Source organism: Psychromonas marina, from assembly GCF_030161115.1.
Lineage (GTDB): Bacteria > Pseudomonadota > Gammaproteobacteria > Enterobacterales > Psychromonadaceae > Psychromonas > Psychromonas marina.
In genome coordinates this window covers 325,981-342,740 of record NZ_BSPQ01000013.1, presented here as the reverse complement: position 1 = coordinate 342,740, position 16,760 = coordinate 325,981, and the positions used below count along the sequence as shown (strand labels likewise).

At 37.3% G+C, this 16,760-nt stretch carries 11 protein-coding genes; 9 read left to right on the top strand and 2 right to left on the bottom strand.

Annotation, left to right across the window (positions count from 1 at the left end):
* Nucleotides 1-733 precede the first annotated feature (733 nt).
* The 9 genes from QQK09_RS13495 to QQK09_RS13455 all read left to right on the top strand — a co-directional run bounded on the left by QQK09_RS13495 (nt 734) and on the right by QQK09_RS13455 (nt 12,399).
* Nucleotides 734-1,978 carry an ABC transporter substrate-binding protein gene (locus tag QQK09_RS13495; RefSeq protein WP_284204680.1) on the top strand — a complete coding sequence of 415 codons (1,245 nt, stop codon included), beginning with the start codon at nt 734-736 and terminating at the stop codon, nt 1,976-1,978.
* Between the two features lie 52 nt (nt 1,979-2,030).
* Nucleotides 2,031-3,017: a carbohydrate ABC transporter permease gene (locus tag QQK09_RS13490; RefSeq protein WP_284204679.1), complete on the top strand. Its 987-nt coding sequence runs from the start codon at nt 2,031-2,033 to the stop codon at nt 3,015-3,017.
* Between the two features lies 1 nt (nt 3,018).
* Nucleotides 3,019-3,888: a carbohydrate ABC transporter permease gene (locus QQK09_RS13485; protein ID WP_284204678.1), complete on the top strand. Its 870-nt coding sequence runs from the start codon at nt 3,019-3,021 to the stop codon at nt 3,886-3,888.
* Between the two features lie 171 nt (nt 3,889-4,059).
* Nucleotides 4,060-5,151 carry an ABC transporter ATP-binding protein gene (locus tag QQK09_RS13480; RefSeq protein ID WP_284204677.1) on the top strand — a complete coding sequence of 364 codons (1,092 nt, stop codon included), beginning with the start codon at nt 4,060-4,062 and terminating at the stop codon, nt 5,149-5,151.
* 88 nt (nt 5,152-5,239) lie between these two features.
* Nucleotides 5,240-6,172 carry an ROK family protein gene (locus QQK09_RS13475; RefSeq protein WP_284204676.1) on the top strand — a complete coding sequence of 311 codons (933 nt, stop codon included), beginning with the start codon at nt 5,240-5,242 and terminating at the stop codon, nt 6,170-6,172.
* Nucleotides 6,173-6,456: 284 nt separating this feature from the next.
* Nucleotides 6,457-7,758 (top strand): carbohydrate porin, encoded by a 1,302-nt coding sequence (locus QQK09_RS13470; RefSeq protein ID WP_284204675.1) that lies wholly within the window; start codon nt 6,457-6,459, stop codon nt 7,756-7,758.
* A gap of 227 nt (nt 7,759-7,985) precedes the next feature.
* Nucleotides 7,986-8,993, top strand: coding sequence for a LacI family DNA-binding transcriptional regulator (locus QQK09_RS13465; RefSeq protein WP_284204674.1), 1,008 nt, complete (start codon nt 7,986-7,988; stop codon nt 8,991-8,993).
* Between the two features lie 316 nt (nt 8,994-9,309).
* Entirely contained in the window at nt 9,310-10,023 is a 714-nt protein-coding gene (locus tag QQK09_RS13460) for a FadR/GntR family transcriptional regulator (protein ID WP_284204673.1), read from the top strand.
* A 579-nt stretch (nt 10,024-10,602) separates the two neighbouring features.
* Nucleotides 10,603-12,399, top strand: coding sequence for a sodium:solute symporter family transporter (locus tag QQK09_RS13455; protein ID WP_284204672.1), 1,797 nt, complete (start codon nt 10,603-10,605; stop codon nt 12,397-12,399).
* Nucleotides 12,400-13,178: 779 nt separating this feature from the next.
* Here QQK09_RS13455 and QQK09_RS13450 read toward each other — a convergent pair.
* Nucleotides 13,179-14,189, bottom strand: coding sequence for a porin (locus QQK09_RS13450; protein ID WP_284204671.1), 1,011 nt, complete (start codon nt 14,187-14,189; stop codon nt 13,179-13,181).
* Between the two features lie 1,058 nt (nt 14,190-15,247).
* Nucleotides 15,248-16,258 (bottom strand): porin, encoded by a 1,011-nt coding sequence (locus QQK09_RS13445; RefSeq protein ID WP_284204670.1) that lies wholly within the window; start codon nt 16,256-16,258, stop codon nt 15,248-15,250.
* Nucleotides 16,259-16,760: the final 502 nt, after the last annotated feature.

The following is a 16,760-nucleotide window of genomic DNA, read 5'->3' as shown; positions in this document are numbered from 1 at the left end:
CCGCATAAATTTCTGAGCTATCTTGTTCGTTAAATAATAAATTATGATGATTGCATCCAGTCATAATGGCTATTAGTCATCCATACGTATGTCTGTTCGCTATATCCTGAGTACAATATCACGCACAATACTCTTTAAAATCGCAGTACCATGCTTACCTTTAATCACATTCCACTAATACTATAAGACTGCAATAATCTTCAAAACCCTAGATCTAATCTGATTTATATTTCTTAATGCTTTGAAATTTAATGGATTTTTATTCAGTTATCGACAGCTAATGTTTTTGTGTATAAGAAAGAAATCGCCGTTGGCTAATAAAACTCAGCCTCTGCTTTAGCCGTCATAAATTCCACATACCGATAAACACATACTTTATGTGTTCGATTTTAATCAATATGGGGGAATCCCATGAAACTGTTTCATAGCATCACCTGATAGAAAGAAGCTTGTCATATTTTATACTTTCATTTATGTCAACTGAAATGCAGTGTGACATGTAGCATATTGTTAGTGATATTTTTCCGTACTATGCCCCTATGCTCATGACGAGTTGTAAGGCTAAAGATTGATTTTTCTATCGATAATATGATGAAAAGCATATTGAAATTAACTTCTTATTTTAAGCCTCTATAAATGTTGTTTTCCACTTTTTAGAAACGATATGTACTTAATGTTATTTCTGTAAGTGATGATGGCGAACCCACAACCTATAACGATTTAAGGATAAATAATGAATTTAAAAATGCTGACATTATCAAGCGCAATTATATTTGGATTAGCATCGACAGCTAATGCGGCGGATGCGGATATTCGTTTTGATGGTTTTCCCGATTTTGATAGTAGCTTAAAAGTATTATTACCTGACTTTGAAAAAAAGACGGGTATTAAAGTTGATTACTTAATGAATAACCATGGAGATCACCATACTAAATTAACCACCAATTTAGCAACAGGATCAGGGGCTGGTGATGTCATCGTTGTTGATGTAGAAAAAATTGGACCTTTTGTGGCATCGGGCGGTTTAGTCAATTTATCTGAAAAATACGGCGTAGATAAATATCAAGATCGTTTTGCAGCCTATGCATGGGCACAAGGTAAAGGTGCTGATGGTGGCATGTACGGTATTCCAGTAGATCTTGGTCCTGGTGTGATGTATTACCGTACCGATATTTTTGAAAAAGAAGGCGTTAAAGTTGATGCTGCTATTACCGATTGGGATGCTTATATTGCATTAGGTAAAAAACTGAAAAAAGATAATATCTTTTTAATCGCTTCAGCAGCGGATGTTGCACAAGCTATTATCTTTACCACTGTGCCAGAGGGGGAGGGGCTTTATTTTGATAAAGAGGGTAACTCCGTGGTTACTTCAGAACGTTTTGTTAAGGCGTTTACGGTGGCAAAAACAATTCGTGATAACGGCCTAGATGCACGTATCACTGCATGGTCAAACGAATGGTATGAAGGCTTTCGAAATGGCACTTTTGCAACACAGCTTTCTGGCGCATGGTTATTAGGTCACCTGAAAAACTGGATTGCGCCTGATACAAGTGGTAGTTGGGCTGTGTCAAACCTTCCTGATGGTATTTACGGCAGCTGGGGGGGATCATTCCTTTCAATTCCTAAACAGTCTAAAAATCCTGATCAGGCATGGGCATTAATTGAATATATGACCACTAATCCTGATTCGCAATTAACTGCTTTTGCAACAATAGCGGCGTTCCCATCAAACATAACCACTTACGACGACGCACTTTTTGATCAACCTATTGAGTTCCTTGGTGGACAAAAAGCGCGCCAAGTTTTCGCTGAAGTGGCTAAAAATATTAAACCTGTTCAACCTGGCAAGGGCGATCATGTTGCACGTTCGATTATCTTAGAGAATGCACTGATGCAAGTGCTTGATGAAGGTAAAGATATTAAAGAAGCACTCGCTGAAGCTGAGCGTCTAATTAAACGTCGTACACGTAATATGTAACTTAGGTATTTAGGAGGTGCCTGATGGCACCTCCATTTTAGAGGGCGTTAAAATGAGCACAACTTTACAGTCAAGTACAACGGAAATTGAAAAGGAGAGTAAGCCTGGCTTTAACTGGCAATCTCTTTCTCCTTATGGTTTTTTGTTACCGTTTTTAATTATATTTTCCGTTTTTGGCATTTTCCCATTACTTTTTTCTGTTTTTCTATCATTTCATCAGTGGAACCCCGTGGAAGGGCTTTCAGCAATGTCTTATGTTGGTACTGAAAACTATTATATTGCTTTAACGGACCCGTGGTTATGGCGCTCTTTGAAGAATACATTTTGGTTGGCGATTACATCGGGTGTAGCACAACATTTAGTTGCGATTCCAGTTGCTTATGTCTTAGTGTCGATGAGTGATAGATTGCGCCATTGGCTAACATCAGCATATTTTTTACCTTTTATAACCTCAACCGTAGCGGCATCATTGATCTTTTTTAACATGTATTCACCTAATTCAGGAATTATCAACCAAGCACTGATTGCGCTTGCTGATTCATCTTACCTTGGCTGGGCATTTGGTTGGGTTAACGATTATCAACCAATACGCTGGTTAGAAAATGCGGACATGCTCAAACCATCAATTGCTTTTATGGTGTTTTGGAAATACACCGGTTTCAATATTGTTTTATATACAACGGGTTTAATGACGATCCCTAAAGAGATTTTAGAAGCAGCAAGGATGGATGGTGCAAATGCATTCCACCGTTTTTGGCATATTTCTCTGCCGATGATCCGTCCCTTTGTATTCTTTGCTATCACCATGACAATTATTGGTAATTTACAGTTATTTGAAGAACCTTTTGTTCTAACACGTGGAAGCGGCGGAACTGGGCAGGCTGGATTAACTATCTCAATGTACCTTTATAAAGTGGGTTGGGAATGGTTAGAGATGGGCACTGCATCAGCAATTTCATGGTTACTATTTGCGTTGATTGCTTTCTTTACCAGTATTCAATTTATCTTCTTTGGTAAAAAAGGGTTGCAGGGACATTAATATGAAAACATTAGCATTTTTAAAACCAAGTCAAGAAGTGACAACATTTTTAACCAAAGCAGCAATGGTACTACTGGCAACTGTGTTGATTCTTTCAGCCATTCTGACTGTATTCCCATTTATATGGTCAGCTATTTTGTCAACACGAGATAGAAGTGAAATATTCAGCACCACTATCAGTTTTGCATTGGGTGATAGTTTAGCAATCAATTACCAACGACTACTTGAGATAATGCCCTTTTGGCAGGCGATGTTTAACAGTATCTATGTGGCATTTGTTGGTACAACTATTTCGCTGTTATTTTGTAGTATGGGCGGGTATGCATTTGCGGTGTTTAAGTTTAAAGGTAAAAGCTTCCTATTCGCGATGCTGGTTGGTTCGATGATGATTCCACCTGTATTAAGCTTGATACCTTATTTCTTAATTGTGCAGTTTTTAGGTTTATTAGATAACCATATCGCAGTGTGGTTACCCTTCACGACAACACCGTTTGGGATCTTTTTGATACGACAACATGTTGTATCATCGATTCCCAAAGAGTTACTTGAGGCCGCGAAACTAGATGGGGCTGGTGAGTTTAGAACCTATTGGAGTGTCGTTTTACCGTTAATGAAACCGGCTTTAGCAACACTCGCCATTGTACAGTTTGTATTTTTCTGGAATATGTTTATGCAGCCTTTAGTGGTACTAAATTCACCCGATCAATATGTGATTACTCAAGCTTTACGTAGTGTACAGGGGATTCCAAATACACCTTGGGGCTCAGTGATGTTGGGGACAACAATTTCATTATTACCAATTTTAATTACTTACGTATGTGCTTCTAAGCAGATGATAAGCGGTTTAACCTCTGGGGCTGTGAAAGGGTAATGAGCATTTAAGTAATCATAAAAACTGAGATTTTAGGTCGCAATTTACCCCGCTTAAAGAGACTTTAAAGGGGTAGAGATTCGCAACACAAAGCGCGACATACACAAATATAAATAAACAGTACACATTCTTATTTTAAAGACTAAGCAAAGTGTATTGCGGAGAAAGGTAATGGCTAAGGTAATTTTTAAAAATATAAAGAAATCGTTTGATGACGTTGAAGTGGTTAAGCATTTTGATTTTACGGTTGAAGATGGAGAATTTGTGGTGTTTCTAGGACCATCCGGCTGCGGGAAATCAACCACTTTACGTATGCTTGCTGGTTTAGAGAGCATCTCTTCTGGGGATATATATATTGACGAGCGTTTGATCAATAAGGTTGATGCAAAAGACCGTGATTTAGCAATGGTATTTCAAAGTTATGCACTTTACCCACATATGACTGTCTATGAAAATATTGCATTTGCGCTCAAGTTAAAGGGAATGACTAAAAAGGATATTGATGTTGAAGTATTAAAAGCTGCCAATATTCTTGAGCTTGAACCACTGCTAAATCGTAAGCCAAAAGAGCTTTCTGGTGGTCAGAGGCAGCGTGTCGCAATGGGCCGTGCAATGGTACGTACGCCAAAAGTATTTCTCTTTGACGAACCTCTTTCTAACTTAGATGCAAAACTACGTGGTGTGATGCGTGAAGAGATGAAGGTGTTACATCGTAAATTACAGACTACCACCATCTATGTAACGCATGATCAAATTGAGGCGATGACACTCGCTGATCGTATTGTTATTTTAAATGACGGTTATATCGCTCAAGTAGGTACACCAACAGAGGTTTTCCAACGACCTGCTAACAAATTTGTCGCTCAGTTTATTGGTAATCCTGCAATGAACATGATGAATGCAACCCTGATTGAGGAACAGGGTGAGTGGTATATTCAACTGAATGCATTACGCATTCCTTTACCAGAACGTTTTCAGAAGCAAGCAGAGAAAAATCGTCCAGTATGCCTGGGTATAAGACCGACAGATATCCATCTTCGCGCGCAGCAAATAGATCATCAGCGTGTATTTGAATGTCCTGTAACGATTAAAGAGAAAGAGTTATTAGGCGCGAGTATTTTACTTAAAACAGATATTGGAAGCTTGCCCTTAGTGGTAGAAACACAAGCAACAGAGGTTATTTCTGACATGGTTAAGTTGAATATAGACCTAGATAGTATTCACCTTTTTGATGCGAGCAGTGAAAAATCACTTGCATCATAAACAATATCAATGAGTTAAAGGTTATCTTCATACTTAAACGAGATAGTAATCGGTATGGGCATGACAGGATGTAAAGAGAAGGAAAAAGATGAAACATTATTTATCATTTGATATCGGTGGAACTCAAATTAAATTTGCTGTGTTAACTGAGCATGGTGAGATGGTTGAGAAAAATAGCATGGATACTGCGGAGAGTGGTACTCAGATAATTAGCGACATTGTTTCTGTCAAAACTAAACTGGCAGAAAAGTACACATTAGAAGGGGTTGCATTTTCGATGCCTGGTTTTGTTGATGTTAATAGTGGTTTTTTAAAAACAGCGGGCGCTATTGATGATTTTTTTGGCATTAATTTCAAAAATATTATGGTTGAAAAACTCAGTTTACCTGTTGAACTTGAGAACGATGTTAATTGCGTGGCGTTAGCGGAAAAGTGGTTGGGTGGTGCGAAGCATTGTGAAGATTTTATCTGTATCACCATTGGTACCGGTGTTGGTGGGGCGATATGTGTTAACGGTGAACTCGTTCGCGGTCACAGCTATATGGCGGGTGAGTTTGGTTATATGTTAACTCAAAATATTTTTAAAGTGCAAGATAAAGAGAGAAGCACCATGAGCCATAGCGCTTCTGTAGGTCATGGATTGATTAAAAAATATTGCAATCAACAGCAGGTACCGTTGGAAAATATGTCTGGTATGGATATCTATCGTTTAGCAGAGCAGGGCGATCAGGTTGCATTGAAAGTAATTGAAGAGTTTTATCAAAATATTGCTATCGGGTTATATAACTTAACGTTTATTTTAAACCCAAAAAAAATACTTATTGGGGGCGCTATCAGTGGCAGAGATGAAATTTTTCCTGCTATAAAAGCTAAATTTCAAGAGGTTTTTAATGGTCACGCTTTGCTTAATCAATTTTTAGTGGATGAGTTTGTTTGTGTTGAAAGCACACAGTTTAAAAATGATTCAGGATTAATAGGCGCACTTTATCATTTTTTACAGATGACAATGAAAAGGAAATAAATTTTTATATGTGCGGCAGTCTTTGAAGGATCGAGGACCCACCGCAGGTATTATTTGTAGCTTGCCTTATGGGTATTGCTGAGCAACGCAAGTAGCAGGACGCTTTAACACCCTGTTTTGTAAAATTTTGAATTTATCATTCAAGGGATTTTTACGCTCAAAATTTAGGAATTAACGTAAAAATAGTTTGTTTTTTGTTCGATTTTAATCAAGGCGGAGCCATGGTCAATTGTAAATTGCATTTGACTTGTTAAATTTAAACATAAAAAAAGTAAGGGAATATTATGAAATTTAAATTACTACCATTAGCAGCAGCGATTGCAACTACTTTTGTACCGATGAGCCTTTTTGCTGCAGACGCCGCAGAAGTGAAAGCTGTTAATCCAGAGTTAACTCAGCCAGCTGATCCGCTTTATGATCGCCAACAGCCACTTGTTTTAGCTGAAGGTATGCCAATACCAGATACGGGCCTTAAATTTACCGGTTATGCACGCTATGGTTTCCATTACTCAGATGATGTGAATAAATATGTTGGTGCAATGGGTCAGAGTGCAGGTAATGCAACAGGTCGTTTAGGTAATGAAGGTAATGGTGGTGAGTTTCAGTTTACCAAAGCATTTATTGCAGATAATGGTGCTATTTGGGATGTGGCGGTGATGCTTGAACATTGGTCGGACAATGTTGGTCTTAAAAAATTCTATGCAGGGGCAACGAATGTATTTGAATCACAACCGACTGCTTATTTATGGGCTGGTCGTGACTTTCACCAACGTCCGCAACAGGGGTTAAATGATTACTTTTGGATGATGCATGATGGCCAAGGCGCCGGTGTGTATAACCTCGGTTTAGGCGATATAAAATTCGATATTTCAGGTGTTGCTCAAGCAAGCTCTGGTACGGGGGATAGTGGTAATTATGCAATCACGACTAAATTACATGGCATTAGTGTTGGCGCTGCTGGTACCTTAAGCTTTCTAGCGAACTATGGTTTTGAAAGTGATCAATACTACAGCGAGGCAGATGAAGATGCTGGCGATGGTATTGAAGGTGAACTTAAAAATGCGAATAAATCAGATGCATTTCAGCTTGCTGCAGTCTTAGACAGTAGTTGGTCAATGGGTGGCACACAGTTAATTCTACGTTATGCAGAAAATGCTGATAATGGTGTATTCTGGAAAACAGAAGATTTAACCACTTGGTATGCAAGTTTTAGTGGCAATGTTAAATCCTCTGAAACATTTAATACTGAGTACTTAGTAGCGTACCATAATGCAGATAATTCAGCGGATGTAAGTCAGAGCCGAAGCAACTACAGTGCGATCGTACGTCCAATGATGACTTGGAATGCCGTGCACTCGACTTGGTTAGAAGCAGGTTACTCATTAGTTGATTATGAAAATGCAGGTGAAAACTCAGCATGGAAAGTAACACTGTCTCAAAATGTAAGCTTTGGTCTGGCTGGTGCGCGCCCAATGATACGTTTTTACGCAACAGTGGGTAGTGCAGATAATGAAGTTGCGAGCAAACCATATCAAGCAGAGCAAGATACATTAGCGCTAGGTGCAATGTTTGAATCATGGTGGTAAACACCATTTTTTAACTTAATTTGAGCTTTATACGTATTAAAAAGTCAGTCTTAATTTAGGCTGACTTTTTCTATATATATGTCGTTAACTCTCAAAGTTGAAAATAATTAAGCTATTGATGTTAATGGGTATATGTTTTGCTTGTGTGTGGGTGGCGGTTATCATATCAAATGATACACTGAACATGATGATGTACGCTTCCATTATGGAATTATACAAGGAAAAAAATGAGTAAAACAAAAACCTCTTCTTATGATGTCGCTAAATTAGCGGGTGTTTCGCCGAGCACCATTTCTCGTTTTTTTAATCGTACTTCGTACGTGTCTCCAGATAAAGTACAAAAAATAGAAGAAGCGATTAGAAGTCTGCAATATAAACCTAATTCACCTTTAAAAGGAAAGAGTAACCAGCGATCAATGACGATTGGTGTCATCATTCAGGATCCAGTCAGTCCCTTTAGTAGTCATATATTAAATGATATGGAACAAGTGTTGATAGAGCAGGGCTATTCATTAGTAATCTCTTCAGCGCATTGGAACCAGGCGTTGGCAACAGATGCATTACAATATTTAAGTAGCAATAATGTTGATGGTGTGATTGTGGTTACTGGTAATTTAAGTGAGCAACAAGTGGTTACCTTTGCTGCTGAAACGCCCGTTGTTGTTATTGGGTATAATGTAGAAGGGGAAAATGTCCGCTCAATTCATTTAGATCAAGAATTAGGTGGTTATATTGCTACGTTGCACTTGCTTCAGCAAGGTCATAAGCATATAGCACATATTAAAGGCTTAAATAATCAACCTGATTCGATGGCTAGGTTTAAAGGGTACCAACGTGCTTTAAATGAATGGGGGTTACCAGTGATGCCAAAACTAGTACGCCAAGGTGATTTTCAATCTGAAACCGCGTACCAAGAAACATTACAATTAATCAAAAGTAATGTGCACTTTACTGCGATCTTTGCTGCAAATGATCTCTCCGCTTATGGTGCAATCAAAGCATTGCATGATAACAACATAAAAGTACCCGATGATGTGTCAGTGATTGGCTTTGATGATCTGTCGACGTCTCAATACTTTACTCCTGCATTAACTACCTTGAAACAACCAATCTATGAGTTAGGTGGGGTATCTGCACAAACGATTTTAAACCTATTAAGAGGACGAGATCACGTTGTGAAAACACCCCCCATTGACCTGATTGTGCGAGATTCAACACGTAAGTTAAATACATAGTTAATTAGTATGATGCTGATGTGATAGTGAAGCTGAATGATAGGGTAAGAAAGTGGCTAAATTACAAAACGCCAGAAAATTTAATGGCTGAACGTATGCAAGTTATAGGGGCTTAGTAGTTATGCACTTCAACGTTGAATCCGCCCTGTTAAGCAGTGATAGAGCACTTCTGCCTGTATTCTGATTTCATAAATGGATTAGGTTACTTTTATTTTTTTAAAACTAGAGTCTGCGCCAGTTAAAGCATATCAAAGTCATGTTATTTATAATATTATTCAGCAATAATAATTTTAGCTTTATTAATTCAAGGAACATTATGAATAATACATTTCTACAAATATCCAGAGCCACAAGGAGTCTGCATGTACAGGTTGCACGCTCCATCGCACGAAAAATACTATCTAATGAGTTAAAGCAAGATGAAATTATTCCAAGTGAGATGGTGCTCTGTGAACAGTTTAATGTAAGCCGTACTGCCTTACGCGAAGCAGTAAAATTATTGACATCAAAAGGCTTACTTGAATCTAAGCCAAAGGTGGGGACACGTGTAAGAAGTAGTGAGCATTGGAACTATTTAGATCCTCAGTTATTAGAATGGGTGACTGATCTTGGTAATAATGAGGATGTTTATAAAGAATTTATTGCACTACGCCGCGCGATTGAACCAGCAGCTGCAGCATTAGCTGCACAAAATGCAACGGCTGAGCAACGTATTTTACTCTCAGCAACGTTTCAAGAGATGGATGATCTAACTAAGAACTTTAATGCAGAACGTTGGGTTGAGGTTGATATGCAATTCCACCGCCTCGTCTTTCTGTCATCGGGCAACAGTTTTTATTTACCCTTTGCAAATATCTTAGCAACGATGTTTAAAAGCTTTATTGGGCACTCTTCTGAAAAAGGAGGCACGTGTATTAAAGAGCATCGTGCGATCTACACTGCGATTATGGCGGGTGACCCGGATAAAGCGAGACAAGCCAATATTGATTTGCTCGCTTCTAGTAAACACCGTCTACCAACAAGCAATTAATGTCGATGACTCAGCTTACTCTTTAAATATAGGGTATTAATAGGTGCGCAGTTCTGGTTTAGATAAGCTTTGAACTGCCTTCTACTTTCAAGATGAAATCCAGCCTCCGTCATATTCAATATAATAATGAGTGTGATATCTTTACTTGTGATCACTATTTATTTAGCTATGTAGCCATTATTTGAATACTTCTTTTGTATGATAAAAGCTAGATCATTATTATTGATAAATCGATATCAGTAATCATAGTACATACTAATAACACGTTTTTATGCTAGCAAATCACTTCATTTAGAATTTAAAATTCACTTTATATTACTTGTAATAATCCTTCGGTTGAAGACTAACGTCATTCATGTCGGGATCTTCGTCCCTTTTTTTACATGATAGTAGGGCTGAAACTACTGAAATTAAAGTCTTATAATCGTTTTTATGTGAAGGTAAAATCCCTTTTAAATCATGAAGTGCATTGTATCTAAAATTAGTTTGAACCTCATCACAATACAATATTATTGTAATACAAATAATGGGGGTACTAATATATCTTCAATCTAAATTAATTAACGAAGGGTTTAAACTATGGATTTTAATATGCTAATTGTTGGCGTATATTTCTTATTTCTAATCGCAATTGGTTGGATGTTCAGAACGTTTACAACAAATACAAGTGACTACTTTCGTGGGGGCGGTAATATGCTCTGGTGGATGGTAGGCTCTACTGCCTTTATGACACAATTTAGTGCATGGACATTCACCGGTGCTGCAGGTAAAGCATACACTGATGGTTTTACTGTTGCGCTTATCTTTATTGCAAACGCATTTGGTTACTTCATGAACTTTGCGTACTTCGCGCCGAAATTCCGCCAACTACGTGTTGTAACGGTAATTCAAGCAGTACGCCAACGTTTTGGTAGCAAAAATGAGCAAGTATTTACTTGGACAGGCATGCCAAACAGCGTAATCAATGCTGGTATCTGGCTAAACGGTCTTGCTATTATCGCTTCTGGTATCTTTGGTTTTGATACTGAAACAACAATTTGGGCAACTGGCTTAGTGGTATTAGCAATGTCAGTAACTGGTGGTTCTTGGGCCGTTATCGCATCTGACTTCATGCAGATGGTTATCATTATGGCGGTAACGATTACCTGTGCGATTGTCGCGCTTCACCACGGTGATGGTATCACTAATATCGTAGCTAACTTCCCATCAGAGTCATTCCTTGTTGGTGAAAACATTAACTACTTCAGTATCTTTGCAATCTGGGGCTTCTGTATCTTTATTAAGCAATTTAGTATTACTAATAACATGCTTAACTCATACCGTTACCTTGCTGCTAAAGATTCAAAAAATGCACGTAAAGCAGCATTGCTTGCTTGTATCTTAATGACTATTGGTCCAATCATTTGGTTCCTACCAAGCTGGTTCTTAGCGACAACAGGTGTTGATCTGACTGCTGTTTACCCTGAAGCGGGCAGTAAAGCGGGTGATTATGCTTACCTTTACTTTGTAAATGAATATATGCCTGTTGGTATGGTTGGTTTGCTTATCTCTGCGATGTTTGCAGCAACGATGTCTTCAATGGACTCAGGCTTAAACCGTAACTCTGGTATCTTTGTTAAAAACTTCTACCAAGTTGTTTTACGTCCAAATGCAACAGAAAAAGAACTTGTTTTGTGTTCTAAGATCACTTCTGGTTTCTTTGGTATCACCATCATCCTGGTTGCGTTATTCATTAACTCACTGAAAGGTTTGAGCTTATTTGATACGATGATGTACGTTGGTGCGTTAATCAGCTTCCCAATGACAATTCCAGCATTCTGTGGTTTCTTCATCCGTAGAACGCCAGATTGGGCTGCTTGGGCAACATTAATTGTTGGTGCTTGTGTATCTTACTACGTTGGTTTCATGATCACTGCTGATGACATTCAGAACTGGTTCAGTCTTGAAACGCCACTAACAGGTCGTGAATGGAATGATCTTAAAGTTGGTGTTGGTTTAATGGCACATATCGTTATTACCGGTGGTTTCTTCTGTAGTACTGTGTTGTTCTACAAGCCGTTATCTGCTGAACGTGAAAAAGATGTTGATTTGTTCTTCACTAACTTAGCAACGCCATTATATAACGAGTCGAATGCTCAGCAACGTCTTGATAATAAACAACGTAAAATGTTAGGTCTATTAATCAGTGCAGCGGGTCTTGGTATTACGACAATGTTCTTCTTACCAAATCCATTCATGGATAGCTTAATCTTTGTATTATGTGGCGGTATTGTTCTTGCGATTGGTTTACTACTGGTTAAAGCCGTAGATAAGACAGTTGAGCAAGAAGATGATAATGATGAAGAAGACAAAGAACGTTTAGCTGAATTAAGCTAAGTTAGTTGTTCCATAATCTTTATCAATGATTGAATTCAGTCATTATAAACGGTCAGGCTATTTAGTCTGACCGTTTTTTTATGGCTGATAATACCCAATCCATTAATTATCTGACCAATCTTGCTGGTTAAAAGACGTTATTCCTACGTTACAAGTTTTGCCAAGGGAATAACCATTAGCTGCAACTTGCGCCTTGAACTAACGTCTTTTTCCGGCGCAATTTTTGAACACTAAATCAATCGACTTGGTATAAAAAGAAGAACATACTGCCTATAAGTATTTGACCTATATTGTTGGTGAAAATAATAGATAACGACATTTCATTGAATTGTTATCTATTTCGCAATGATACGCCTGCTGATCATCACTTTTCTAACAAGCCTCGAATATTTTATTATCCGATATGCAATAAGCATGACGAACTTAGTAAGTGCTAACATTCATCAGGCCATCAGTAACAGATTGTTTTTGAATTGTATTTCTTATAATTTTACTATGCTAACGTTAATACAAGATTACAACTAAGCAATAATGCCTTTTAGGCAGAGATATTGATCGGCCAATGAGCAGCATGCTATTAGAGCATCCAATAGTGATAACTTACTATATGAAGGAAGTACGATGTCAGTTAATCGAGTCGCGTGATTAATGGTGTATTAAGGATAATTTACAGCGGTAAGTAGTGAGGGCTATTGGTATTAGGACAATAATAAAAAACGCCTTAACAAGGTGACTCATTAAGGCGTAAATTTACACTATGCTAACGTATGAAGATAAGCTTAGAAATCTAAATCAAGAAGGATACCAGCAAGTTTCTCATCAAATGCTTTATCGCTACCATTAAATTTTGCAAAATCACCATCGCGTTGACCTAACTCTGCATGGATCGCTGCATATTTATTCCATTTATATTTTAATGCAAGGTATACGTTATCAATTGAGTTATCATCTTCAAGCGCACCCATATCTTGGTCGATGCGATCCCAACCTGCTGCTAATCTTAGTTTAGGTGTGATCATGTAGCTCACATCAATTTCATAACCATTTAATTCACGATCATTTGTATCATTTTTAAGGTAAGAAACAAGTGCAGCCGTACGTAATTTACCCCAAGTGTAATCAACTTCAGCTTGAGCATAAGTACCGTCTGCTATTACATCGCCGTAAGTAGCTAAGCTGTCATCATCTTCAAATGCTTTTGTATTACCAATACCAGCACCAAAGTTTAAATCTTTTACGATATATCTAACCGCTAGCTGTAACTGACGAGACTGATCTTTATCTGAGCCTTCATATCCGTAGGTACCACTGAACCATACGTTATTAATTTTATGTTCATAAACGATCGATTCTGGGTGATCTGTACCGTCACCGTCTAAGTCACCAGATGCCATACCAGCACTTGTTAACTCTGAGCTATCAATACCAAAGGGGTCAAATGAGTTTGCTTGGTAACCAAAACGTAATAAACCATAATCTGTTTTAAAACCTGCCCAAACACCAGCATTAACAACACCACTTTTTTTATCAGACTCTGATGTCCAATCAGTTTCTGCGATTAATGTTAAACCATCTGAAACGAAGTATTTGAATGTGAAGTCAAAATCATCGAAGTTAGCATCAATTGATGATGTATTTACATCGTTATTTTCTTTGTAAAGTAGTTTCAGATCGATGTCACCATTAAAGTTAACCGAAACATCATCATTTTTAACTAAATAGATACCAGCAAATGCAGAGCTAGTAAATAATATTGATGGAATAACAACCGCAAGAATAGCCTTTTTCATTTTAAATTTCCCTATAGTTTCATTTCAAAAGTTTTTTTAAAGCAGTGGTTCTGTAAGTTGCTGTTAAAAAAACAATGTATTGCCAGTGGTGTCTACTGACTGATTTGGAGATTAGCATTTGATTTTTTATGCTGCAAATAGAGGGTAAGTAATGGTTTTTTCTAACGTCTAAACGTAAGTTGTTGATGTAGTGCTTAATGAAACAGTGGTTTATTATGAAATGTGATCTGTTTCTGTATTTGCATCACTAATTTATCATTTACATTGAGTGTTTTTATTGTGTTTTTTGTTTGTGTTTGTGATTTTGGTCACCCATAAGTGAACCGTTGTTTTGTTTTTATTTTCTTGTTCTGTTTTTTTTGTGTTTTTGTTGTGGGTAGAAGGTTTCATTATTTTATTGGCAATAAAGCGGATAAAACTACCTAATAGAGAGAGTGTCTTGTAGAAGTTAAATTAATGTGGAACTAGGTTGATGTGACTAGCGCTAACATAAATTATTGGCATCAATGGTGGGGATAAAAAATAAAATCATCCTCCTTAGAGGGGGCTAAATAATTTAATTAAACTAGGTTCGTTTAGACGTTATATTTAACACCAAGGCGGTATTGTTTTTGCGATTGGTTTACTACTGGTTAAAGACGAAGAGAAGAACGTACTACCAATCTATATGAATATTTTTCCTATATTGCTGGTTAGAATAAGAGGTAGCCATCTACATTTAATCACCATCTATTACGCAATTATTACATAACTAATTAAGTAACTATGCGCCTGCTGATCATCACTTCTGCCAACAAGCTTTAAACTCTGCCCCCATAACCTTACGTTAATGCAACATTTACAACTAAGTAATAAAGCTTATTAAGCAGGGATATTGATCTGCTAATGAGTCAGTTGCTATGACATCATCTATTATGGGTTAGATAAATTAATAGTGTGTTAATGGTAAATTTGACAGAGTTAAGTAATGGCGGGTATTAGTTCACTAATAAATAACGCCTTAAAAAGGTAACTCTTTAAGGCGTAAATTTACATCATGCTAACTGATGAAGATAAGCTTAGAAATCTAAATCAAGAAGGATACCAGCAAGTTTCTCGTCATATGCTTTATCGCTACCATTAAATTTTGCAAAATCACCATCGCGTTGACCTAACTCTGCATGGATAGATGCATATTTATTCCATTTATATTTTAATGCAAGGTATACGTTATCAATTGAGTTATCATCTTCAAGTGCACCCATATCTTGGTCGATTCGATCCCAACCCGCTGCTAATCTTAGTTTAGATGTGATCATGTAGCTCACATCAATTTCATAACCATTTAACTCACGATCATTTGTATCATTTTTAAGGTAAGAAACAAGTGCAGCTGTACGTAATTTACCCCAAGTGTAATCAACTTCAGCTTGAGCATAAGTACCGTCTGCTATTACATCACCGTAAGTGGCTGAGCTGTCATCATCTTCAAATGCTTTTGTATTACCAATACCTGCACCAAAGTTTAAGTCTTTAACTATATATCTAACTGCTAGTTGTAACTGACGAGACTGATCTTTATCTGCGCCTTCATAACCGTAGGTACCACTGAACCAAACGTTATTAATTTTATGTTCATAAACGATTGATTCTGGGTGATCTGTACCGTCACCATCTAAGTCACCAGATGCCATACCTGCACTTGTTAACTCTGAGCTATCGATACCAAAGGGGTCAAATGAGTTTGCTTGGTAACCAAAACGTAATAAACCATAATCTGTTTTAAAACCAGCCCAAACACCAGCATTAACAACACCACTTTTTTTATCAGACTCTGATGTCCAATCAGTTTCTGCGATTAATGTTAAACCATCTGAAACGAAGTATTTGAATGTGAAGTCAAAATCATCGAAGTTAGCATCAATTGATGATGTATTTACATCGTTATTTTCTTTGTAAAGCAATTTCAGATCGATATCACCATTAAAGTTAACCGAAACATCATCGTTTTTAACTAAATAGATACCAGCAAATGCAGAGCTAGTAAATAATATTGATGGAATAATAACCGCAAGAATAGCCTTTTTCATATTAAACTTCCCTATTTAAGATTTGAGTTGTAATCGCGCCTTTATGAAGCGCATTTATATTGCATTGATAATACTTTATGACAACAGCGCTGATGGCCGCTGACTGAAAATGAGATTAGCATTTGAAATCTTTTGCTGCAACCTGATGGAACTTTCTTGTTTTTTGTTGTCGAGTTATTGTAAGTGTTTGTTTTTATTTGCTTGTTGTGTATGTTATGTTTTTTACTGTGATCTGGTTCTGTGTTGACATCTCTATTTTATGCGATTTTTTTTGTGTTTTTGTATTATAAAAGGCCGTGCTTGTGATTGGTGTCACGCTAAGGTTTTTGTTTTGTGCTTTATCTTTTGTTGATCCTTTGGTGTGCGTTTATTTCCTTTGCAAGCTATTTTGGAGATGGTTATATTTTCTGTGGGAGCAATGAACACAATGAAAATATATGTGTGTGAGATAGGGGGGAGTTTCGAAGCCAAATATTAATAATTTTGGTTAAGCGTAAGTGAT

Bases quoted from the DNA above. Each gene is read 5' to 3' on its own strand.
- QQK09_RS13495 (WP_284204680.1), top strand. From the start codon at position 734: ATGAATTTAAAAATGCTGACATTATCAAGCGCAATTATATTTGGATTA.
- QQK09_RS13490 (WP_284204679.1), top strand. From the start codon at position 2,031: ATGAGCACAACTTTACAGTCAAGTACAACGGAAATTGAAAAGGAGAGT.
- QQK09_RS13485 (WP_284204678.1), top strand. From the start codon at position 3,019: ATGAAAACATTAGCATTTTTAAAACCAAGTCAAGAAGTGACAACATTT.
- QQK09_RS13480 (WP_284204677.1), top strand. From the start codon at position 4,060: ATGGCTAAGGTAATTTTTAAAAATATAAAGAAATCGTTTGATGACGTT.
- QQK09_RS13475 (WP_284204676.1), top strand. From the start codon at position 5,240: ATGAAACATTATTTATCATTTGATATCGGTGGAACTCAAATTAAATTT.
- QQK09_RS13470 (WP_284204675.1), top strand. From the start codon at position 6,457: ATGAAATTTAAATTACTACCATTAGCAGCAGCGATTGCAACTACTTTT.
- QQK09_RS13465 (WP_284204674.1), top strand. From the start codon at position 7,986: ATGAGTAAAACAAAAACCTCTTCTTATGATGTCGCTAAATTAGCGGGT.
- QQK09_RS13460 (WP_284204673.1), top strand. From the start codon at position 9,310: ATGAATAATACATTTCTACAAATATCCAGAGCCACAAGGAGTCTGCAT.
- QQK09_RS13455 (WP_284204672.1), top strand. From the start codon at position 10,603: ATGGATTTTAATATGCTAATTGTTGGCGTATATTTCTTATTTCTAATC.
- QQK09_RS13450 (WP_284204671.1), bottom strand. From the start codon at position 14,189: ATGAAAAAGGCTATTCTTGCGGTTGTTATTCCATCAATATTATTTACT.
- QQK09_RS13445 (WP_284204670.1), bottom strand. From the start codon at position 16,258: ATGAAAAAGGCTATTCTTGCGGTTATTATTCCATCAATATTATTTACT.